Source organism: Rhodococcus sp. 1R11 (assembly GCF_004563845.1).
GTDB lineage: Bacteria > Actinomycetota > Actinomycetes > Mycobacteriales > Mycobacteriaceae > Rhodococcoides.
On record NZ_SPNG01000022.1, the window covers coordinates 23,147 to 45,376 of the forward strand.

Genomic DNA, 22,230 nt, shown 5'->3' on the forward strand with positions numbered 1-22,230 from the left:
AAACGTTCGGGCAGTATTCACAGCGCGAGTCGGCCAATTTCACGCCCGAACGCAGCTGTGCTCGTGGTTACGTACCGCCTACCGAGTGGGACGATCGAGTGCTCTGGCGCGTGCTCTGTCGGCCCGGGCATCGGCGGAAAGCAGCCGAGCCGCGACAACCCCGCCCACCGCGCCGAACAGATGGCCCTGCCAGGAGATGTTCGGATCGCTCGGCAGCACGCCCCACAGCGCGCTGCCGTACAGCACGAACACCACGACCCCGATCGCGAGCTGGCCGAGTTGTCGGGTGAAGAATCCACGAACGAGCAGGTACGTGATGAAGCCGAAGATCAGAATCGATGCGCCGATCGTGTTGCTGTAGGTGCCGGCCGTGAGCCAGGTACCTACGCCGCCGATCACCCAGACGATCCCGGTAGCAGCCAGACCACGCGCAATGCCCGAGAGCAACACCAGGAATCCGAGCACGATCAGGGGAACCGTGTTGGCGATCAGGTGCTGCCAGTCGTCGTGCAGCACGGGCGCGAACAGGATGCCCCACAAGCCGTCGGCGGAACGAGGCTCGATACCGTTCTGCTCGAGCCGTGAACCGCTCGCGACGTCGATGATCTCGATGATCCACAGCAGCGCGACGAATCCTCCGACGAAGACGGCTGCCTGCATCCACGCGGGCCGCTCTCGCTCACCGGGAAGCTTGCCGGTCTCACTCATGATCGCCTCCAACCTCGGTCTCACCACGGTACCGGTAGGGCCACCTGCCGGTCAGGGACGCGGTGCCGCGAATGCGGAGGGGAAGATCTGGCGGTAGGTGGGGATGCCGGCCACGGACGTGGCGTCGAGCAGAGCATCGACGATCGCCCGTTCCACGACGAGAGCAGCGGCTTCGGTGACCGCGGCCAGTACCGGTAGTTCCGGGGAGAATGCTGCGGGCACAGAGGACTCGGCGGTGACGGCCCTGGTGCCCGTGGACACGGCGAAGACGGTGTCGCCGTCGAGTGGCGAGTGCGCAGGCCGGATGGCCCGCGCGAGTCCGTCGTGGCCCGCGACGGCTACCCGCTTGCACGACGCCGACGACAGCGGCGCATCCGTGGCGACTACGCCGATCGTGGTGTTCAGAGCAGTGGCCTTGGGTTCGAGCGCCGCCGTGGCCCGCACCTCGTCGACGTCGGGAATGCGCATGCCGAAGTGCGCAGGCCCCAGTGTGCCGGTGCCCCACAACAACCCCGTGCGCGGATCGAACACCGCGCCCACAGGGTTGACGACCATCAGCGCCGAGACCGTCACTCCGTCGGCCGGACCGCCCTCGATCACTGTGCTCGCGGTGCCCACCCCACCCTTGAGCACGCCGGCGCGAGCACCGACTCCTGCCCCGACCGATCCCGTCGCGAACTCGGTCGCCGCCGTGGCAGCAGCACGGTAGCCGAACTCCGCGGTCGGGCGCGCGGCCCAGTCGCCGACCGGAAGGTCGAAGATCACCGCAGCCGGCACGATCGGCACGACGTGAGCCGGACTGTCCATCGGGATGCCCTGTTCGTGCTCTTCGAGCCACCGCATGACGCCGTCGGCAGCCGCAAGCCCGTACGCACTGCCCGCAGTCAACAGGATCGCGTCGACCTGCTGAACGGAATGGCTCGGATCGAGCAGATCGGTCTCGCGCGTTCCCGGTCCGCCGCCCCGCACGTCGACGGCCGCCGTCGCCCCACCGAGGAAGCGCACCACCGTGCAGCCGGTGGCCGAACCGGACCCCATCGCGGCGTCGTCGTCGAGTTCGTGATGATGGCCGACCAACAGACCGGCCACATCGGTCAAGCAGTCTCGGGGCCCGGGCTTCGAGAAGGCTGTGGTCACGTCGGCGTCCTAGGGAACGAGGACCTGGACCAGGGAATCCTGCATCCAGGTCAACCAGTGGTACACGTCCAGATGTGGAGCACGAGGATCGCCCTCGTCGAGTACGTCAGGAGTGTCCGCACTGATGCCCAGCGTGGTCCCGAGCGCCAGCCTCACGTCGTTGAGACCCGTCAACCACGCGTCGGCCTGTTCCTGGGTGAGCACGATTTTTCCGCCGGAATCGGGCAGGGTCGCGAGGATCACTGCCCCGGCAGCCAACTTCTCGTCGATGATCTCGGGCTCGTGCAACCCGCGGAGGGCACCGTTCAGATCGGCCGGATCCTGATCGTCGTGTTCGGGATCGGCGCGGTGGAAGTCCGGCAGCAGCCGGGCCAGCGCTGCATCGTCCGGCGGGCTGTTGTGGCCCGTGCGGAGCCCGGTCAGCGCGGCGAGCTCGTCGGTGGGTGCAGCGGCGGAACGATCGCGTAGCAGGCCGAGAACAGATGCGACCAGGGACTCGAGCACCGCCGCCTCACGAGCGTCGATCTCGGACTTGATCTTGACCCCGGACAACGAATTCCGTCTCGTCCACGTGCGCACTGTCGGTGATGTCCTTCTCTGACGTAGAGGTGGCGAACTGCTGACTACTTGTCCTGCTGCATGGTGGCCCACAGGCCCGCCGCGTGCAGCCTTTTCACGTCGTTCTCCATCGCATCGCGCTCGCCGCTAGACACGACCGCCTTGCCCTCGGAGTGCACCTGCATCATCAACTCGGTGGCCTTGGCCTTGCTGTAGCCGAAGAGCTTCTGGAACACGTAGGTGACGTAGTGCATCAAGTTGACCGGGTCGTCCCACACGATGGTGACCCACGGAGTGTCGTGCGCCTCGTCGGCAGCAACGGCCTCGGTTTGGGCCGGGACCGCCTGCGGCGACGCCGCCGCGACCTCGAGTGCCGAGAAGCCGTCCACGGGCAGAAGCGATCCATCCACCGTCAACCAAGGCATGGCACCAGGGTACGGCGTGTCGGGCCGACCCCACACGTTCGCCCCTGCGCTCGTAGTGTGATCGAGGTGAGCAATGACGCGACCACCGATCACACGCTTTCCAGCGACGGAGTCAGCACTGCGCTGCTGACCGACCAGTACGAGTATACGATGCTGTCCGCGGCTCTGGCCAGCGGCTACGCCGACAGACCGTGCAGTTTCGAGGTCTTCGCCCGCAGGCTTCCCGGCGGCCGACGGTACGGCGTCGTCGCGGGCACCGGGCGCATTCTCGACGCCGTCGATCGCTTCCGATTCGGCCCGGACGAGCTGCGTGTCGTGTCGAAGTTTCTCGACGCCGACACCGTCGAGTGGCTGCGCAACTACCGCTTCACCGGCGACATCGACGGCTACCGCGAGGGCGAGCTGTACTTCCCCGGCTCCCCCGTCCTGACGGTCCGCGGCACGTTCGCCGAGTGCGTCGTCCTGGAAACCGTGGTGCTCTCGATTCTCAATCACGACAGTGCGATCGCCTCGGCGGCCGCGCGCATGGTCGCCTCCGCCGAGGCCAGGCCGATCATCGAAATGGGATCGCGGCGCACCCACGAGGAGGCGGCGGTCGCGGCATCGCGCGCGGCCTACTTGGCCGGCTTCACCGCGACGTCCAACCTCGAAGCGGTCCGACGCCACGGCGTCCCCGGAGCAGGCACGTCGGCCCATTCGTTCACGCTGCTGCACACCACAGCCGACGGCCCCGACGAGAAGGCCGCTTTTGCCGCTCAGGTCCGAGCGCTCGGGGTGGGAACGACACTGCTGGTCGATACCTACGACATCAAGCAGGGCGTGGCCAACGCGATCGAGGTGGCCGGTCCGGAGCTCGGCGGTGTCCGCATCGACTCCGGCGACCTCGGTGTCCTCGCCCGTCAGGTCCGCGCCCAATTGAACGCGCTCGGTGCGCCGAACACGCGGATCGTCGTCTCCGGAGACCTCGACGAGTACGCGATCGCCGCGCTGCGTGCCGAACCCGTCGATTCGTACGGCGTCGGCACATCGCTTGTCACCGGTTCTGGCGCGCCGACTGCGGGAATGGTCTACAAGCTCGTCACCGTCGACGGCATACCCGTCGCCAAGCGCAGCAGTCACAAGGAATCGCGCGGAGGCACCAAGGCCGCGCTGCGGACGGCACGTGGTACCGGTACGGCCGTCGAGGAAGTAGTCCACCCGTTCGACGCTGCCCCGGCCGTCGAGGACGGTCTGACGGTGGAGACGTTGACCACGCCGCTGGTGCGTGGCGGCCACCGCGTCGCCGATCTACCGACGTTGACAGACGGCCGGGACCTCCTCGCGCGACGCCTGGTCAGCCTGCCGTGGGAGGGGCTCGCACTGTCCCAGGGCGAACCGGCGATACCGACCCGCTTCGTCGACGCTTAGGGGCGGTGTCGGTGCCGAACCCGGTGGGCGATCGGCAGTAGTCTGCTTCGGTGCCGTCGAAGACCGAGTTGCCCACCGTTCCCGCTCTCCTGCAGGTTGCGGTGCACTCGCTCGGTGGCAAGGAACGCAGCAATCAGCTGACGATGGCCTCTGCCGTGGCGCATTCGATCGACACCGGTGAGCATCTCGCGGTACAAGCGGGCACGGGCACCGGCAAGTCCCTGGCGTACCTCGTGCCCAGCATCAGGCATGCGGTCGAATCGGGGAAGACCGTCATCGTCTCGACGGCCACGATCGCGTTGCAGCGACAGTTGGTCGACCGTGACCTTCCGCGCCTGTCCGACGCACTCACCGAGGCTGTGGGTCGACGTCCGAAGTTCGCGATCCTCAAGGGCCGCAACAATTACCTGTGCATGAACAAGATTCACACCGGTGCCGCACAGGAGGCACCGGACGCGGAGTTGTTCGACCCGTTCGCCGTCTCGCGGATGGGCCGCGAGGTGGTCCGACTGACGAAGTGGTCCTCGGAGACCGAAACGGGCGATCGAGACGACGTGGTGCCCGGCGTGAGCGACCAGGCCTGGCGTCAGGTCAGCGTCACCGCTCGCGAGTGCCTCGGGAAATCGCGGTGCCCCGTCGGCGAGGACTGCTTCGCCGAGCGCGCCCGCACCGAGGCCGCGCAGGTCGACGTGGTCGTGACCAACCACGCGCTGCTCGCTATCGACGCGATCACCGGAATTCAGATCCTGCCCGAGCACGACGTCGTGGTCGTCGACGAGGCCCACGAATTGGTGGACCGAGTGACCGGCGTTGCCACCGAGGAGCTTTCGGCCGCTACCGTCACCGCGGCCGCACGCCGAAGCGCCAAGCTCATCGAGGAAGAGACCGTCGATCAGCTCGAAGGAGCTGCCGAGAACTGGGCCGCGATTCTCGACGAACTACCACCCGGGCGATGGCAGTCTCTTCCCGACGGCGTCGGACCGGCCCTGGCGTCCGTCCGTGACGCCGCCTGGGCCGTGCGCACCGCGATCGGCCCGAACAAACAGGGCATGGCGAGCAGCGATCCCGAGGCCGCCGCGGCCCGCAGCGCAGCACTCGTGGCAGTCGACGAGGTGCACGACAGCGCCGTACGAGTACTCACAGCCTTCGACGAGCCCGATCCGGCCAAGCGCAAGGACGTCGTCTGGCATTCAGTCGACGATTTCCGAGGAAACGTCAAGCGCACCGTTCGCATTGCTCCGCTCTCGGTGGGCGGGCTGCTGCGGGCACGGCTGTTCGCCGAATCCACCGTGGTGCTGACCTCGGCGACTCTCACCGTCGGCGGATCCTTCGACGGTCTGGCCGTCAATTGGGGCCTGCCCGCAGAGAAACCTTCCCGCAGTGACACCGCCATGGCGTCGGGAGTGGAACCACCCTCGGACAACGGATCCATTCGCTGGAATTCGCTGGACGTCGGCTCGCCGTTCGATCACGCTCGCGCCGGCATCATGTACATCGCCAAACACCTGTCTCCGCCCGGACGCGACGGCCTGTCCAAGTCCTCACTCGACGAGATCGAATCGCTCGTCGAGGCGGCCGGTGGTCGGACGCTCGGGCTGTTCTCGTCGATGCGCGCTGCCAAGGCCGCGGCAGAGGAGATGCGCGAGCGACTCGACACCCCGATCCTGTGCCAGGGTGACGATTCCACCGGCGCACTGGTGCAGAAGTTCGCCGACGACGAGGCCACCTCACTGTTCGGAACGCTGTCGCTGTGGCAGGGCGTCGACGTGCCCGGTCCGTCGCTGAGCCTGGTGATCCTGGATCGAATTCCGTTCCCCCGGCCCGACGATCCGCTATTGGTGGCTCGGCAGCAGGCCGTCGAATCACGTGGCGGCAACGGCTTTCTCGCCGTGGCCGCCAACCACGCGGCCCTGCTGCTGGCGCAGGGCGTCGGTCGACTGCTCCGTAGCGTCGACGACAAAGGTGTTGTCGCCGTGCTGGATTCGCGCCTGGCGACCGCCCGGTACGGCGGCTATCTGCGCGCGTCCTTACCGCCGTTCTGGGAGACCTCCGACCCGGAGGTGGTCCGCAAGGCCCTCACCCGCCTGGCCGGAAAGTAGCTGCTCCCTAAGGCGTCGACACCAGACCGAGCTCGGCATCGGAGGCAAGCCCGTGGTGCCGCGGCAACACCCGCACCGTGTAGCCCACCGCTCCACTGTGCGGCAGTCGCGTCTCGCCCGCATACACGTGCTCGCCGCCCTCGCTGCCCACGTGCGACATCTCGGTGGTGCGAATGTCGCTGAGATCCTCGCCCTCGTCGACGCGTCCCACTACGGCCTGCACCACGACGGCACCCGGTTCCATACCGCCGAGGTCGACGATGGCGCGCAGCGACAATTCGGCACCGATGACGGGGGTGTCCGGCAACCCCTCGCTGTCGACTCGGGTGACTTTCACGTTGCGCCACGCCTGCTCGACGCGGCCGCGATACGACGCGACATCCTTGGCGCCGTGGTAGCCGTCGGCCGACACCGCGCGGGCCGAGTGCGCAGCGGGCGCGTAGTAGCCGAGCGTGTAGTCCTGAACCATCCGCGAAGCCAACACTTTCGGTCCCAGCTGTTCCAGTGTGTGCCGGACCATCTCGATCCAGCGAGCCGGCACCCCGTCCTCCCCGCGATCGTAGAATTTCGGCAAGACCGCCTGCTCGAGCAACTCGTAGAGGGCAGCAGCTTCCAGATCGTCGCGGCGATTGTCGTCGGTGATGCCGTCGGCCGTCGGGATCGCCCACCCGTTTTCGCCGTCGTACATCTCGTCCCACCATCCGTCGCGAATCGACAGATTGAGGCCGCCGTTGAGCGCCGACTTCATTCCGGACGTACCGCAGGCCTCGAGAGGTCGCAGCGGATTGTTCAGCCACACATCGCAACCCCAGTACAGAAAGCGCGCCATGGACATGTCGTAGTCGGGCAGGAACACGATGCGGTGTCGCACATCCGCCTCGTCGGCGAACTTGACGATCTGCTGAATGAGGGCCTTTCCCCCGTCGTCGGCCGGGTGCGATTTTCCGGCTACCACCAGCTGAACCGGGCGGACGGGATCGAGCAACATTGCCCGCAATCGCTCGGGTTCGCGCAGCATGAGCGTCAGACGCTTGTACGTCGGTACGCGTCGCGCGAAGCCGACGGTCAACACGTTGGGGTCGAAAACATTTGCCGTCCAGCTGATCTCGGCCTCGGTCGACCCTCGCTCGAGTGCCGAGCGGCGCACCCTTCGGCGCACTTCGTCCACCAACTGCGCGCGCAACGCATTTCGTGTGGACCACACCTGCTCCGAGGACAACGGCCCGCGGGTCTGCCCCTCAGCCCATTCTCGCGCGGCCCAGGTCGGCGCGTGGACACCGTTCGTCACCGATCCGATCGGTACCTCCGACGCATCGAATCCTTGCCACAGGCCGTTGAACATCTCGCGGCTGACGATCCCGTGCAGCTTCGACACTCCGTTGGCGCGCTGTCCCAAGCGAAGACCCATGTGCGCCATGTTGAACACCGACGGATCACTCTCGCCGCCCAGCGCCAGAATTCTGCTCATCGGCAACCCCGGCAACAGGGCCGAATCCGGTGCACCGTCGCTACCGCCGAAATAGTGCCGCACCAGATCGGCGGGGAACCTGTCGATACCGGCAGGCACCGGGGTGTGGGTGGTGAACACCGTGCCCGCACGGACGGCGGCTAGCGCCGAATCGAAGTCCAACCCACTACCGGTGACGAGTTCACGGATGCGTTCGACCCCGAGGAAGCCGGCGTGGCCCTCGTTCATGTGGAACACCTCGGGATCGGGCAGCCCGTGCGCGCGCGTGTAGGCCCTGATCGCGCGTACTCCGCCGATACCGGCGAGGATCTCCTGCTTGATGCGGTGGTCCTGATCGCCGCCGTACAGACGGTCGGTGACTCCTCTGAGCTCGGGATCGTTGTCGGCGATATCGGAATCGAGCAGCAGCAGCGGAACACGTCCCACCTGGGCGATCCACACGCGGGCCCGCAGCACGCGCGATCCCGGCATCGACACGTGTATCAACACCGGTGAGTCGTTGTCGTCGGTGAGCAGTCGTAGCGGCAGACCGTGCGGGTCCAGGGACGGGTAACGCTCGGCCTGCCACCCGTCGGCCGTCAGCGACTGCCTGAAGTACCCCGAGCGGTAGAGCAGTCCGACACCGATCAGCGGTAGCCCGAGATCCGACGCCGCCTTGAGGTGGTCACCGGCCAGAATGCCGAGCCCACCGGAGTAGTTCGGCAGTACCTCGGTGACCCCGAACTCCATCGAGAAATAGCCGATGCCCGACGGCAGAGCTCTCCCTTCGGCGAGTTCGTTCTGGTACCAGAGCGGTCGGGCGAGGTAGTCGTGCAGGTCCGCCTCGGCGGCGTCCAGTTCGGCCAGGAACGATGCGTCTTCGCCGAGTTCTTCGAGCCGGCCGGGTGCGACGGCACCGAGCACGGCCACCGGATCGCGTTCGAGTTCGGTCCACAGCAGCGGATCGATGTGCTCGAAGAGATCCTGCGTGGCCGAGTGCCACGACCACCTGAGGTTTGTCGACAGCTCGGCGAGGGCATTCAGACGGGCGGGAAGGTGGGCTCGGACGGTGAATCGACGCAAGGCTTTCACAGAGCCGAACCCTACCCACGGATACCTGTGTCGATGGGGCGCTCGGCGAAAATTTCCTCGTGCGCCCGTCGCGGTCAGTATGCGTCGGCGCACGCGCCATCTGCGCTGCTGCACTACGGTTGACGAGTAGAAGCACACCAAATATCGGTTCGATCAGAGGTTGCGCCCGCGCAGCCATACCTCTAACGAAGAATGGAGTGTGAAGTGACAGGTCGACTTGGTATCGACAATGTCCTTCCAGATACGACGACCGGGAAATACCCCGCGAAAGCGGTGGTGGGCGAGACGTTTCCAGTTTCCGCCGACGTCTGGCGCGAGGGTCACGACGCGGTGGCCGCAACGCTGTCGGTGCGCGGACCGGGAGGCAAGCTCGAACGCATCCCGATGACGCCCGGCCACGAGCCGGACACGTTCGACGCGGTGTTCGTCCCATCCCGGCCCGGCTACTGGATCTGCCGTATCGAGGCGTGGAGCGATCCGATCAGCACCTGGCGCCACGCCGTCGAGGCGAAGCTCGGAGTGGGCCAGAGCGCCCACGAACTCGCCAACGACCTCGAGATCGGGGCGCGCCTGTTCCTCCGCGCTGCCACCGGCGTTCCTGCGGAGAGCAGGCAGTTGCTTGCCGACGTCGCCGCCGGCCTGCGCGACACCGACCGTCCGCTGCCGGCGCGAGTGTCCTCGGCGTTCGCATCGTCGGTCACCGAGCTGCTGTTCGAGCACCCGCTCCGCGAGCTGGTGACCAGATCGCGGGCAGTGAACGTGTGGGTCGACCGAAACCTGGCCCTCAACGGTGCCTGGTACGAGTTCTTCCCGCGCTCCACGGGCGGGTGGAACGAAGACGGATCACCGCGGCACGGCACGTTCGCGACATCCATCGAGCAGTTGCCCCGCATCGCGCGCATGGGCTTCGACATCGTCTACCTGCCTCCGATCCACCCGATCGGCACGATCAACCGCAAGGGCCCGAACAACACGTTGACTCCGGGCCCCGAGGACGTCGGTTCGCCGTGGGCGATCGGATCCAAGGACGGCGGGCACGACGCGATCCATCCCGAGCTGGGAACCGAGGACGACTTCCGTGCGTTCGTCGACGCCTCGCGAGAACACGGCCTCGAAGTGGCGCTCGATCTGGCCCTCCAGGCCGCTCCGGATCATCCATGGGCTGCAACACATTCCGAGTGGTTCACCGTGTTGCCGGACGGCACTATCGCCTACGCCGAGAATCCGCCGAAAAAGTACCAGGACATCTACCCGATCAACTTCGACAACGACCGTCGTGGCATCTACGAGGAAGTGCTACGCGTGGTCCGATACTGGATCTCGTTGGGCGTCAAGATCTTCCGAGTCGACAATCCACACACCAAGCCACCGGACTTCTGGGAGTGGCTCATCGCCGAGGTCAAGAAGACCGATCCGGACGTGCTGTTCCTGGCCGAGGCGTTCACCCGGCCGGTGCGCATGTACGGTCTCGCGCAACGCGGGTTCACTCAGTCGTACACGTACTTCACGTGGCGTACCGCGAAGTGGGAGCTGACCGAGTTCGCCGAGGAGCATGCCCGACGCGCCGACGACGCGCGGCCCAACCTGTTCGTCAACACCCCGGACATCCTGCACGAGAGCCTGCAACACGGTGGACCCGGAATGTTCGCTCTCCGAGCAGCTCTCGCCGCCACCCTGGCTCCGACGTGGGGCGTGTACTCCGGGTACGAGCTGTACGAACATCAGGCCGTGCGCGAGGGCAGCGAAGAATATCTGGACTCCGAGAAGTACCAGTTGCGACCGCGCGACTTCGAGGGTGCGCTCGCCCGTGGTGAATCGCTGGAGCCGTGGATCACCACTCTCAATTCCATCCGCCGCGCGCATCCGGCCCTGCAGCAACTACGCAACATCCATTTCCACACGATCGACAACGAAGCGCTGATCGGATACTCCAAGTTCGATCCGCAGACCGGCGACTCGGTGTTGGTGGTCATCAACCTCAACCCGTTCGGAGCCGAGGAGGGCACCGTCCATCTGGACATGCCCGCGCTCGGTCACGACTGGCAGGACACCCTGACGATCAAGGACGAGGTGAGCGGCATCCATTACGACTGGGGCCACACCAACTTCGTCCGACTCGAGCCCTGGACCTCGGTGGCGCACATATTCACGCTCCCCCACATTCCCTATCCGGCACGAATCGAACTGGCCTACCGCGGCAACCGAAAGTGAGTGGATTCAACGTGACCAAGAATCCGACGACGCCCGAAGACACCGTCGCAGCCCCGTCCGACAACGACCTCGATCTCCTCGCCGCTGGTCGGCATTACAACCCGCATTCCGTGCTCGGTGCGCACCCCGTGCCCGGCGGAACAGCAATTCGCGCGCTGAAGCCCGACGCGGAGAAAGTGATCGCACGCGTCGGGGGCGTCGACCACGAGTTGACCCACGTCGCCCACGGCCTCTTCTCTGCGCTGGTCCCTGTCGAGGACCTGATCGATTACCGGCTCGTGGTCACCTGGCCGGGTGGGCACGTGTCCGAATCCGCCGACGGGTACCGGTTCCTACCGACCCTCGGTGAACTCGACCTGCACCTGTTCGGCGAGGGTCGCCACGAGCGGCTGTGGGACATCCTCGGAGCGCACCAGCAGTCGTACGCCACTCCCGACGGTCCCGTCACCGGCACCTCGTTCGCGGTGTGGGCCCCTGCCGCCCAGGGCGTCACGCTGGTGGGCGACTTCGACGGGTGGACCGGCCGTAGTTGGCCGATGCGCGTCCTCGGCTCCACCGGAGTCTGGGAGCTGTTCGTCCCGAACATCGAACCCGGTGCCCTGTACAAGTTCCGCGTCCACGGCTCCGACGGTTCGGTGAAGGACAAGGCCGACCCGATGGCCTTCGCCACCGAGGTTCCGCCGTCCACCGCGTCTGTCGTGACCGCGTCGACGTACACCTGGAACGACGAGAAGTGGCTCGACACCCGAGCCGGCATCGAACCCACCCAGGCTCCGATGAGCGTCTACGAGATCCATCTGGCGTCGTGGCGACCGGGCCTGGGTTACCGGGAGCTGGCCGAGCAACTGGCCGAGTACATCATCGAGACCGGCTTCACCCACGTGGAGTTGCTCCCGGTCGCCGAGCACCCGTTCGGCGGATCCTGGGGTTACCAGGTGACGTCCTACTACGCACCGACGTCCAGGTTCGGCAGTCCGGACGACTTCCGGTTCTTCGTCGATCACCTGCACAGTGCAGGCATCGGTGTCATCGTCGACTGGGTACCCGCCCACTTCCCCAAGGACGAATGGGCCCTCGCCCGATTCGACGGCGGGCCGCTCTACGAACACGGAGACCCGCAGCGAGGCGAGCAACTCGACTGGGGCACACTGGTTTTCGACTTCGGCCGACGCGAGGTCCGCAACTTCCTGGTCGCGAACGCGCTCTACTGGATCGACGAATTCCACATCGACGGACTGCGCGTCGACGCCGTCGCATCGATGCTGTACCTGGACTACTCGCGTCCCGAGGGTGGCTGGTCGCCCAACATCTACGGTGGCCGAGAAAACCTCGAAGCAGTGTCCTTCCTGCAGGAGATGAACGCCACGGTGCACAAGAAGCACCGCGGAGTGGTCACCGTCGCCGAGGAGTCGACCGCGTGGCCGGGCGTCACTCGCCCGACGAACGTGGGCGGGCTCGGGTTCAACATGAAGTGGAACATGGGGTGGATGCACGACACCCTCGGCTTCGTCGGGCGCGATCCCATCCACCGCAGCTACCACCACCACGAGATCACGTTCTCACTCGTCTACGCGTGGAGCGAGAACTACCTGCTCCCCATCAGCCACGACGAGGTGGTGCACGGCAAGGGCACGCTGTGGACCCGTATGCCCGGGGACGACTACGCCAAGGCCGCAGGGCTGCGCGGAATGCTTGCCTACATGTGGGCACATCCGGGCAAGCAGTTGCTGTTCATGGGCCAGGAGTTCGGTCAGACTCGCGAATGGTCCGAGGAGCGAGGCCTGGACTGGTACCAGATCGACGAGGAGCCGCTGCACCGAGGTGTGAAATCGCTTGTCGCAGATCTGAACTCGACGTACCGATCCCATCCGGCACTGTGGACGCTGGACACCTCGCCCAGTGGCTACTCGTGGATCGACGCCAACGACACCGAGAACAACGTGCTCAGCTTTCTGAGGTACGGCTCCGACGGTTCGGTCGTCGCGTGTATTTTCAACTTCTCCGGTTCCGAGCACGGCAGCTATCGTGTGGGACTACCGGAACCAGGCCGTTGGATCGAGATCCTCAACACCGATGCAACGGAGTACGGCGGCTCCGGAATGGGCAACCTGGGTGAAGTGACGGCAACATCGCACTCGTGGCACGGTCGACCGGCATCAGGCCAGGTTGCACTTCCCGCCAACGGGGCGATCTGGATCAAATTGGAGCAGTAGATGACCGGCGGCCGCAGACCACGACTTCTGGCTGCGGCCGCCACTGCAGGGTTACTACTGTTGACATCGTGCGCCGCCACCGTCGGCGGTAATGCGGTTTCGATCTACGAGAATCCGTTCACGGTCGCCGGCCTTCCGGTCACCAGCGGACCGAGCGGACCGCGTCCGGGAGTACCGGATTCGACCATCGCCGTCGAGAACGCCGAAGGCACCGACTCGGACATCCTGGCAACCAACGCGATCGATGACATCCAGCAGTTCTGGGTGGAGCAGTATCCGGCCTTGTTCAAGGGCTCGTTCACGCCGGTCTCGACATTGACCTCGTGGGATGCGTCGGAGGACGAGGGATCCGGAATCCGGTTCTGTGGAGACAGAACCGGTGGTGTCCCCAATGCCGCGTACTGCACCCGCGACGACTCGATCGGGTGGGACCGCACCATTCTGCTTCCGGCGTTGGTCGACGCGTTCGGGCCGATGTCGGTGGTCATGGTGATCGCGCACGAATACGGTCACGCGATCCAGCACCAGTCGGGACTCGTCGGCGACGACACCCCGACCATCGTGGCCGAGCAGCAAGCCGACTGTTTCGCCGGCGCATTCATCCGCCATGTCGCAGAGGGCGATTCGCCGCACTTCACCATCAACACCTCGGATGGGCTCAACGGTGTTCTCGCTGCGACCGTCGCGGTGCGCGACGTGGACCCCAACGATCCCGAATCGGTGCACGGGTCCGCATTCGAGCGCGTCACGGCAGTGCAGATCGGATTCAGGGACGGTGCGGCAACCTGCACAGGCATCGACGAGGCCGAAATCGACTCACGCCGAGCGTCGTTGCCGCAGAAGTTCGACAGCGCCGACGAATCCGGCGAACTACCGGTCACCGAGGACTCGCTCGAAGCGTTCACACGATCCTTCGAGAAGGTGCTGCCCGTCGCCGATCCGCCGACCGTGGACTTCTCAGGGTCTGACACTCGGTGCACCGACGCCGAGGCCACCGCTCCGGTGTCGTACTGCCCGTCGAGCAACACCATCGGTGTCGACGTGGAGGACCTGGCCGAAAGAGGACAACCCGAGACACCTCAGCGCGGAGACATACTGCCGCTCAACGTATCCGGTGATTACAGCGCGTATGTGCTGTTCGCCTCGCGTTACACGCTTGCGGTGCAGAAGCAAGCGGGCCAGACCCTCGACGATCCGCAGACCGCTCTCCGTTCGGCGTGCCTGTCCGGGGTCATCACCTCTGCAATGAGCGCCGAGAACGGTTCGACGGGTCTCGAAGTCTATCTATCTCCCGGCGATCTCGACGAGGCCGTCTCAGGCCTGCTCAGCGACGGATTGGCCGCCAGCGACGTCAATGGAACAACGCTGCCGTCCGGCTTCTCCCGAGTCGATGCGTTCCGCTCGGGAGTTCTCGGCGGCAAGCCCCTGTGCGATTCGCGTTACAGCTGAGGGATTCAGTACAGAGCGGACGCGAGTTTGCGACGCGCCGAGACCACCAGAGGATCGGCGGCGTCGAACAGCTCGAACAGCTCGAGCAGTCGGGTACGCAGGGCCGTGCGGTCGTCCCCTGCACTGATCTTGATTCCGTCGATGAGCCGTGCGAAAGCCTGTTCGGGCTGCTGCCCGGCCATTTCCGCGTCGGCCGCATCGATCCGGGCCTGCACGTTGCCTGGATCGGCGTCGGCCACCTCGACGGCATCGGGTGCAACGTTCTGCACCCGATGCAGGAACTTGACCTGACGCAACGCGGCGACCGCGTCGGTGTTCTTCGGCTCGGCGTCGATGATGGCCTGATACGCCGCCGCTGCCTTGTCGAAGTCACCCTCGTCGATCGCCTCTTCCGCAGCGACGATGCGCGGATCCTCGACCTCGGGTTCCGGCTCGGCGGCGGGAGCCGACCCGGGTGGACCGGACAGCTTTCCGGCGGTTGCCTGCTCGACGGCTTGCAGCCACTGACGCAACTGCTCGTCGGACTGCGTTCCCTGGAAATCGGCGAGTGGTTGCCCACCCGCGACGGCAACCACCGTGGGAATGGCCTGCACGCCGAATGCCTGTGCGATCTGCGGATTGGAGTCGACATCGACGCGAGCATGTATCCACGTGCCGCCGGCCTCGACGGCAAGTTGCCCGAGCTGACGCGTCAACGCCTGGGACTGCGGCGACCGAGCCGATCCCAGGTCGACGATGACCGGTACCTGCATCGATCGCTGCAGAACCTCGGCCTCGAAATTGGCCGTGGTCACGTCGACGATCGGAGCCAACCCTCCCGCATCGCCACTGGCTTCGGCAGCGGGAGCAGGTGCCGGACGGTCCTTGAGAACGGACAGGTCGACGGCTCCGGCAATGGATGCGGGGACGGCGGCCGACGGGCGGACAGGAGGACGGGAACCGGGTCGAGTCACGTCCTACAGTTTGTCACTAACGCGATGCGTCATCCACTGGCGGGCGGTCAGGACAGAACCTTCGCGTCGGCAGCGGGTCGGCCGGTGCTCAGCTCGGCAAGGCGTCCGGTACGCACGGCCCAGATCTCGAAGACCACGGTTCCGAACGGCGGGAATGCCGCGACCAGCGCCAGCAGGGTGGCTTTGATGTCCCACTTCAGCTTCACCGCCGTCAGCACGGCAACGGCAAGGTAGACGATGAACACCCCACCGTGGATGGGCCCGAAGATCTTCACGCCGATTTCGTTGCCGTCGGCCGGCAGGTACTTGAACGCCATGCCGACCAGTAGACCGAGCCAGGTGAACGCTTCGAGCACGGCAATGAAACGGAAGCGTTTGGCCGTGCTGCTCAGGTCGAAGAAATTCGTCATGCCCGCTATTGTGCCCGGTTTGCTACGACAGAACGTAGTGGCTCTGGTCTCATCGGACCAGAGCCACTACCGACTCAGCTTTTCGGGACTCGAACGATGAGCGCGTCGCCCTGTCCGCCGCCGCCGCACAATGCTGCGGCACCCACTCCGCCACCTCGCCGCTGCAGTTCGAGAGCCAGGTGCAGTGCGATGCGAGCGCCCGACATTCCGAGGGGATGACCGATCGAAATCGCCCCGCCGTTGACGTTGACGATCTCCGGATCGATGCCGAGCTCACGCGTCGACGCGATTCCGACCGCCGCGAATGCCTCGTTGATCTCGACGACGTCGAGGTCCTTCGGGTCGATGCCTTCCTTCGCGCAGGCTTTGGCGATGGCGCGAGCGGGCTGCGACTGCAGGGTGGAGTCGGGGCCGGCCACCACACCGTGCGCGCCGATCTCGGCGAGCCAGCTCAAACCGAGCGACTCGGCCTTTTCCTTGCTCATCACGACGACGGCGGCGGCACCGTCGGAAATCTGCGACGCGGATCCGGCAGTGACCGTGCCCGCCTTGTCGAACGCGGGGCGAAGCTTGCCGAGGGAATCGACCGTGGTGTCGGCCCGGATTCCTTCGTCGGCAGTGAACTGGATCGGCTCACCCTTGCGCTGCGGGATCGACACGGGCACTACCTCGTCGTCGAAGACCCCGTTCTTCCACGCCGCGGCAGCCTTCTGATGCGACGCGGCCGCGAAGGTGTCCTGCTCCTCACGGCTGATTGCCTCGGAGCTCTGATTGCGCTGCTCGGTGAGCGCACCCATGGCCTGATCGGTGAAGATGTCGTACAAGCCGTCGTACGCGAGGTGGTCGCGCATGGTGACATCGCCGTACTTGAATCCAGCCCGCGACTTCTCCAGCATGTGCGGTGCCTGGGTCATCGATTCCTGGCCACCGGCGACGACGATCTCGAACTCCCCCGCGCGAATGAGCTGATCAGCGAGCGCGATGGCGTCGACGCCGGAGAGGCACACCTTGTTGATCGTCAGGGCCGGAACGGTCATCGGGATACCCGCAGCGACGGCGGCCTGACGCGCCGGAATCTGACCGGCACCGGCAGTGAGGACCTGACCCATGATGACGTAGTCGACCTGGTCCGGAGCGATGCCTGCCTTCTCGAGTGCGCCCTTGATGGCAATTCCGCCGAGGTCGGAACCCGAGAAGTCCTTGAGAGCACCCGAGAAGCGCCCGACGGGCGTACGAGCACCGGCGACGATGACTGTTGTGGTCACGATTTCCTCCGAAAGTGTGAAGACGGCCTTGTCGAGATCAACGCTCGCCAGGCTCCCTACCGATACCAGCCTGGCGGAACACCGTGACGCAGCTGACGCTAACGTCTTGTCCATGACCTCCAGCACGCAGTCTTACACGGGTGCCCCACTTCGCTCCGACCTGGTGACGGCTATCGACCACGTCGGCGTCGCGGTACCCGATCTCGATGCCGCAATCGCCTGGTACACCGACCACCTGGGCATGGTTGCGGTGCACGAGGAAGTCAACGAGGAACAGGGAGTCCGCGAGGCGATGCTCTCGTTCCCCGGGGCGGGCGAGAAGTCCGCAGCACTGCAGTTGCTCGCACCCATCGACGAATCCTCGACCATCGCGAAGTTCATCGACCGAAACGGCCCCGGACTCCAGCAGTTGGCGTATCGAGTCACCGACATCGAGGAGATCTCCTCCGAGTTGCGCGCCCGCGGCGTTCGGTTGCTCTACGACGCTCCCCGCCGCGGTACGGCCGACTCGCGTATCAACTTCGTCCACCCCAAGGACGCAGGCGGAGTACTGATCGAACTGGTCGAACCGAACCAGAACGCGCACTGACCGAACCCGGTGATTACGCCGTATGGCTCTCCACTTGACTCACCGGTAAATTGACGGCCATGGCCATCGATCATGAACGCACTTCCACGGTGCAACTTCCCTTTTCCATCGTTCGGAAGGGGTTCGATCGCGACGAAGTCACCAACTACTTCGAGCGATTCGACGCTGAATTACGCCTGACGACGGCCGACCGTGATGCCGCCGCGGCGCAGGCGCGTGATCTGGCCAAGCAACTCGACGACGCTCGCGACGAGATCGACGAGCTGCGCAAGGACATCGACCGTCTCTCGGTGCCGCCGACCACCGCGGAAGGCATGAGCGATCGCATCTCCCGCATGTTGCGACTGGCGTCGGACGAGGCCTCCGAGGTTCGCGCGAAGGCACATGCGGAGTCCGAGGAAATGATCTCGGTTGCGCAGCAAGAGAGCACTCGCCTGCGAAGCCGTCACGAGTCGTTGGTCGCAGAACTCGAGGAGCGCCGCACGGCACTCGAAACCGAGCACGAGCAGACCATGGCGCAGGCACGTACCGAAGCGGCGCGCGTCGTCGAGGAGGCACAGGCCGAGCGCGACAAGTTGGCCGCCGAGTCCGAAGCCAAGCGCGCCGAGGTTCAGGAGGACTTCGAGATCACGATGGCCGAGCGCCGCACCAAGGTGCTCACCGCGCTCGAAGAATTGGAGGCGTCGAGCAAGGCCGATGCTGCTCGCCGAATCGAAGAGGCGACAACCGAAGCCGCACGCCGGTTGCAGTCCGCGAGCGAGCAGGCCGAGCGACGCATCGCGCACTCGAAGGAATTGGCCGAGGAGCTGCGCGTGCTGCGAAGTCGCGTCCTCGCTCAGCTACTGGGTATCCGGGGCCAGCTCGATTCGGTACCGGCCATGCTGGCCTCGGTCAACCGCGAAAGCGAGTTGCTGGACAACCCCGACCCGACGGCCATCCTCAAGAAAGAAGAAGAGAAGGCTGCGGCGAAGGCCGAGAAGGACGACGAAGAAGAGAAGGAATCCGCCGACTCGGCGTCCTGACTTCGCAGCACACGCGAGTCCTCACTCGCTAAGACCACCTACGGGTGAGGCCTCGCGTGTTTCTGCCGCTCCAACATCCGGTGTGCCAATGTCGCCGGTTGTCTGCCCCACCGAAATCGTCCGACGGCCACGCGACGATGTGGGCAACCCCTGGCCGCACCTCGTGATCGCAGCCCGGGCAACGGTAGGTCTTGACGGCCTTGGCACCGGGAATCATCCGCGTCGTGTACGTGTCCCCGTCAGGACCCACCTCGACGCGATTGCCGCCCAGGACGGAATCGGTTGCCGGGCCGAGACTGCTCGGACCACTCCGACTCGCTTTGCGGGGCTGATTGCGACGAGGCACGCATCCAGTGTAGAGAATCGCGCCGCTTCGGCAGACAGCCGTCAGAAGAGCCGGAACTCGGTGCTGTCGGTGCCGCGGAGAACGTCGTAGTCGAGTGTCAGACAACGAATACCGCGATCGGTGGCCAGGGTCTTCGCCTGCGGCTTGATGATCTGTGCGGCGAACACACCGCTGACCGGTGCCAGCAACGGATCACGATTGAGCAATTCGAGGTACCGAGTCAACTGCTCCACACCGTCGATTTCACCGCGACGCTTGATCTCGACGGCGACAGTGCCGCCATCTGCGTTGCGGCACAACAGATCCACCGGTCCGATTGCCGTCATGTATTCACGCCGTACCAACGTGTACCCCTCACCGAGGGTGTTGACGTGTTCTGCGAGTAACTCCTGCAGATGAGCCTCGACACCGTCTTTGACCAACCCCGGATCGATACCCAATTCATGACTGGAATCCAGTTCGACGTCGTCGATCGTGATGCGAAGTTCTTCGCCCGCCTTGTTGGTGACCACCCATTTGATGGTCTCGTCCTCGGTGGTCTCAACCATCCAACAGGGCGGAGACATCCAGTTGAGGGGCTTGTACGCCCTGTCGTCCGCGTGCACACTGACCGATCCGTCGGACTTGACGAGCAGCAGGCGTCGAGCGGAAGGCAGATGTGCGGTGAGGCGGCCGATGTAGTCCACTTGGCAACGAGCAATAACTAAACGCACTCGACCACCATAAGGCAGCACGGCCGTTAGTCTGTGACCACCATGCCCCAATTCAGACGATCTGCCGCTCCGCTGGGTTCCCGGCTCCTCGGAGACACCACCGAATCGCCACGACGACGCCGGATCCGAATCCAGCTGTTGCTGACGGTGTTTCTGGTCCTGTCGAACCTGATCGGTGCGGTCATCGTCGGTGTCCTGATCAGTGTCGTCGTTCCAGGCCCGGACGTTCTGAATATGGATCACTACTGGTGGGTGAACTTCATCGTCGTCCCGGTGTACGTCTTTCTCGCGTTCCTGGTGGGTGTCGTCTGGGGCACCACACGTGCGCTGAGCAGTCTGCGGTGGGGCATCGAGGATCGCGAGCCCACCCGATCCGAGCAGGTCGCGACGCTGGCCATGCCCTGGCGCCTGACGCGCATGCAGGTTGCGCTATGGACCGGTGGACTGATTCTGCTCACGACGATCGACGGCATCATCGACCCCCAGGCAATCCCGAAGGTGGCGTTCACCATTGCCGCGGGCGGTACGGTCGTGTGCGCGTTCAGCTACCTGCTCAGCGAATTCGCTCTGCGACCCATCGCGGCTCGCGCCCTGCAAGCAGGTGACCCACGGCGCATCCGAATCGCCGGAGTCATGGGGCGTTCCATCCTGTCGTGGTTGCTGGGAACCGGCGTTCCGGTCTCCGGCCTGATGATGATCGCGGTGTTCCGCTTCCTTCGACCCGAGACCAGTGCGAACCAGCTCGCTGTGTCCATCCTCGCGCTCGGCGGAATCACCATCGTCTTCGGATTCGCACTGACCGTCCTGGGCGGTTTCGCGACCACCTCCCCCATCAACAACGTGCGGGCGGGCATGGCCGAAGTCGAGAAGGGCAACATGGATGTCCGACTCGCGGTGTACGACGGCACCGAGCTCGGGGAACTGCAGAGCGGTTTCAACCGGATGGCCGACGGTGTGCGCGATCGAGAGAAGATCCGCGACCTGTTCGGACGACATGTCGGACACGAAGTAGCCGAGAAGGCCTTGCAGTCAGAGAGTGAACTCGGGGGCCAAGAACGCGATATTGCAGTGTTCTTCATCGATCTGGTGGGCTCCACCGAATTGGCCGCATCACGACCGCCGACCGAGGTGGTGGATCTACTCAACCGCTTCTTCGCGGTCGTCGTCGACGAGGTGGACGAACACGGTGGCTTCATCAACAAGTTCGAAGGCGACGCGGCGCTCGCCATCTTCGGAGCACCGAACGACATTCCGGATCATTGCGGATCGGCACTCTCGGCCGCACGTGCGATTGCTCGCCGATTACTGGTCGAAGTACCCGAATGCAGCGCAGCCGTCGGCGTTGCAGCCGGCCGAGCCGTTGCCGGCAATGTCGGAGCAAAGTCGCGATTCGAATACACCGTCATCGGCGATCCGGTCAACGAGGCTGCCCGATTATCGGAACTGGCCAAGAGCGCTCCCGGTGCGATACTCGCATCCAAGACAGCGGTAGACGGTGCTGCCAAGAACGAAGCGGACCGCTGGGAATTCGGTGATCGTGTAACCCTTCGCGGACGATCGGCAGAGACAGTTCTAGCGAACCCCAAGGACGTGAAGGTTTCCGCAGACGAGGCCGAATCCGTTAACGCCTGATCCACCCAATCACTGGGCTCAGTAGGTAAAGCGCACTGCGCTTCAGCCGTTTCCGTCACTGACTACTCGGCCGTCCTGTGCCCGGCCCCCTCGCGAATGCACGCGCATTTGTCGAACGCCCACGACATCGCTGACGATTCTTCGCGCGCCTCGCGAATGCGAGCGCATTTGCCGAATGGAAGTGTTGAGCGAGCCGACTGAGGCTTGATCGCCAAGCTTCGATGGCAGTAGTCGACTCGTTGGGGTCGGGTTCTGTTCGACGGCCGCACACGCGCGCGCGTTCGGCAGGTGCGCGCGCGTTCGCGATCGGGGGTGGCTGGATGGGCAGTCCGTACGGCGAGTGGTGGGACTGGGGGGTGCCGGTGTAGGTGTAGGTGCCTGCGTGTTCAGTAGAACGAGAGCGGCGAATACTGTTGTGGCAGTAGGGGGTTTCGAATGCAAAATGCCCCTGACCGTGGAGGGTCAGGGGCATTTCGGGATGTTGTGTTCGGCGGTGTCCTACTCTCCCACACCCTGTCGAGTGCAGTACCATCGGCGCTGGAGGGCTTAGCTTC

General features: G+C 65.1%; 18 protein-coding genes. 8 read left to right on the plus strand and 10 right to left on the minus strand.

The features are described 5' to 3' along the window. Positions 1 to 78: 78 nt before the first annotated feature. From E4P29_RS25265 to clpS, 4 genes are read right to left on the minus strand one after another with little or no spacing between them, the layout of a single operon-like run. The gene (locus E4P29_RS25265; RefSeq protein WP_135047925.1) at positions 79 to 708 is read right to left on the minus strand and encodes a rhomboid family intramembrane serine protease; all 630 of its coding nucleotides are present in this window, start codon (positions 706 to 708) and stop codon (positions 79 to 81) included. A gap of 51 nt (positions 709 to 759) precedes the next feature. Further along, the gene (locus E4P29_RS25270; protein WP_135047927.1) at positions 760 to 1,845 is read right to left on the minus strand and encodes a P1 family peptidase; all 1,086 of its coding nucleotides are present in this window, start codon (positions 1,843 to 1,845) and stop codon (positions 760 to 762) included. 9 nt (positions 1,846 to 1,854) lie between these two features. Beyond that, positions 1,855 to 2,424: a DUF2017 domain-containing protein gene (locus E4P29_RS25275; protein ID WP_135047929.1), complete on the minus strand. Its 570-nt coding sequence runs from the start codon at positions 2,422 to 2,424 to the stop codon at positions 1,855 to 1,857. A gap of 44 nt (positions 2,425 to 2,468) precedes the next feature. Further along, entirely contained in the window at positions 2,469 to 2,828 is a 360-nt protein-coding gene (clpS, locus tag E4P29_RS25280) for an ATP-dependent Clp protease adapter ClpS (RefSeq protein ID WP_245154493.1), read from the minus strand. 57 nt (positions 2,829 to 2,885) lie between these two features. Here clpS and E4P29_RS25285 point away from each other — a divergent pair, with 57 nt between their 5' ends. Both E4P29_RS25285 and E4P29_RS25290 read left to right on the plus strand, forming a co-directional pair. Beyond that, positions 2,886 to 4,235 (plus strand): nicotinate phosphoribosyltransferase, encoded by a 1,350-nt coding sequence (locus E4P29_RS25285; protein ID WP_135047931.1) that lies wholly within the window; start codon positions 2,886 to 2,888, stop codon positions 4,233 to 4,235. 50 nt (positions 4,236 to 4,285) lie between these two features. Next, positions 4,286 to 6,334, plus strand: a complete 2,049-nt coding sequence (locus tag E4P29_RS25290; RefSeq protein ID WP_135047933.1) for an ATP-dependent DNA helicase — start codon at positions 4,286 to 4,288, stop codon at positions 6,332 to 6,334. Between the two features lie 7 nt (positions 6,335 to 6,341). Here E4P29_RS25290 and glgP read toward each other — a convergent pair whose 3' ends face one another. Further along, the gene (glgP, locus tag E4P29_RS25295; protein ID WP_135047935.1) at positions 6,342 to 8,873 is read right to left on the minus strand and encodes an alpha-glucan family phosphorylase; all 2,532 of its coding nucleotides are present in this window, start codon (positions 8,871 to 8,873) and stop codon (positions 6,342 to 6,344) included. Positions 8,874 to 9,077: 204 nt separating this feature from the next. Between glgP and E4P29_RS25300 the strand changes: the two genes are divergently transcribed. From E4P29_RS25300 to E4P29_RS25310, 3 genes are read left to right on the plus strand one after another with little or no spacing between them, the layout of a single operon-like run. Further along, the gene (locus tag E4P29_RS25300) at positions 9,078 to 11,084 is read left to right on the plus strand and encodes a maltotransferase domain-containing protein (protein ID WP_135047937.1); all 2,007 of its coding nucleotides are present in this window, start codon (positions 9,078 to 9,080) and stop codon (positions 11,082 to 11,084) included. An 11-nt stretch (positions 11,085 to 11,095) separates the two neighbouring features. Further along, positions 11,096 to 13,297 carry a 1,4-alpha-glucan branching protein GlgB gene (gene glgB, locus E4P29_RS25305; RefSeq protein WP_032368540.1) on the plus strand — a complete coding sequence of 734 codons (2,202 nt, stop codon included), beginning with the start codon at positions 11,096 to 11,098 and terminating at the stop codon, positions 13,295 to 13,297. Then, positions 13,298 to 14,746, plus strand: a complete 1,449-nt coding sequence (locus E4P29_RS25310) for a metallopeptidase (RefSeq protein WP_135047939.1) — start codon at positions 13,298 to 13,300, stop codon at positions 14,744 to 14,746. It begins immediately after the preceding gene. A gap of 5 nt (positions 14,747 to 14,751) precedes the next feature. On the opposite strand, the gene E4P29_RS25315 is transcribed toward E4P29_RS25310, so the two are convergent. From E4P29_RS25315 to E4P29_RS25325, 3 genes are all read right to left on the minus strand, one after another. Continuing rightward, entirely contained in the window at positions 14,752 to 15,699 is a 948-nt protein-coding gene (locus E4P29_RS25315; protein WP_245154494.1) for a tetratricopeptide repeat protein, read from the minus strand. A gap of 47 nt (positions 15,700 to 15,746) precedes the next feature. Then, on the minus strand, positions 15,747 to 16,118 hold the full coding sequence (locus tag E4P29_RS25320) for a DUF3817 domain-containing protein (protein ID WP_209205517.1): 372 nt from the start codon (positions 16,116 to 16,118) through the stop codon (positions 15,747 to 15,749). 65 nt (positions 16,119 to 16,183) lie between these two features. After that, positions 16,184 to 17,374: an acetyl-CoA C-acetyltransferase gene (locus tag E4P29_RS25325; RefSeq protein WP_135047943.1), complete on the minus strand. Its 1,191-nt coding sequence runs from the start codon at positions 17,372 to 17,374 to the stop codon at positions 16,184 to 16,186. Positions 17,375 to 17,486: 112 nt separating this feature from the next. On the opposite strand from E4P29_RS25325, the gene mce reads away from it, so the two are divergent. After that, positions 17,487 to 17,963, plus strand: a complete 477-nt coding sequence (gene mce / locus E4P29_RS25330) for a methylmalonyl-CoA epimerase (RefSeq protein ID WP_135047944.1) — start codon at positions 17,487 to 17,489, stop codon at positions 17,961 to 17,963. Positions 17,964 to 18,022: 59 nt separating this feature from the next. Then, complete coding sequence (locus E4P29_RS25335) at positions 18,023 to 18,985, plus strand: hypothetical protein (RefSeq protein WP_135047946.1); 963 nt, start codon at positions 18,023 to 18,025, stop codon at positions 18,983 to 18,985. A 28-nt stretch (positions 18,986 to 19,013) separates the two neighbouring features. Here the strand turns inward: E4P29_RS25335 and E4P29_RS26490 are convergent, their stop codons facing one another. Continuing rightward, a complete protein-coding gene (locus E4P29_RS26490) occupies positions 19,014 to 19,331 on the minus strand; it encodes an ATP/GTP-binding protein (RefSeq protein WP_072692233.1) in 318 nt (105 codons plus the stop codon). Between the two features lie 41 nt (positions 19,332 to 19,372). Then, positions 19,373 to 20,044 (minus strand): endonuclease NucS, encoded by a 672-nt coding sequence (gene nucS / locus E4P29_RS25345; protein WP_135047948.1) that lies wholly within the window; start codon positions 20,042 to 20,044, stop codon positions 19,373 to 19,375. A 42-nt stretch (positions 20,045 to 20,086) separates the two neighbouring features. On the opposite strand from nucS, the gene E4P29_RS25350 reads away from it, so the two are divergent. Continuing rightward, the gene (locus tag E4P29_RS25350) at positions 20,087 to 21,676 is read left to right on the plus strand and encodes an adenylate/guanylate cyclase domain-containing protein (protein WP_135047950.1); all 1,590 of its coding nucleotides are present in this window, start codon (positions 20,087 to 20,089) and stop codon (positions 21,674 to 21,676) included. The last annotated feature ends 554 nt before the right edge of the window (positions 21,677 to 22,230 follow it).

Excerpts from the sequence above, each read along its gene's own strand:
- mce (WP_135047944.1), top strand. The coding sequence starts at position 17,487 with ATGACCTCCAGCACGCAGTCTTACACGGGTGCCCCACTTCGCTCCGAC.
- E4P29_RS25310 (WP_135047939.1), top strand. The coding sequence starts at position 13,298 with ATGACCGGCGGCCGCAGACCACGACTTCTGGCTGCGGCCGCCACTGCA.
- E4P29_RS25265 (WP_135047925.1), bottom strand. The coding sequence starts at position 708 with ATGAGTGAGACCGGCAAGCTTCCCGGTGAGCGAGAGCGGCCCGCGTGG.
- E4P29_RS25335 (WP_135047946.1), top strand. The coding sequence starts at position 18,023 with ATGGCCATCGATCATGAACGCACTTCCACGGTGCAACTTCCCTTTTCC.
- E4P29_RS25350 (WP_135047950.1), top strand. The coding sequence starts at position 20,087 with ATGCCCCAATTCAGACGATCTGCCGCTCCGCTGGGTTCCCGGCTCCTC.
- clpS (WP_245154493.1), bottom strand. The coding sequence starts at position 2,828 with ATGCCTTGGTTGACGGTGGATGGATCGCTTCTGCCCGTGGACGGCTTC.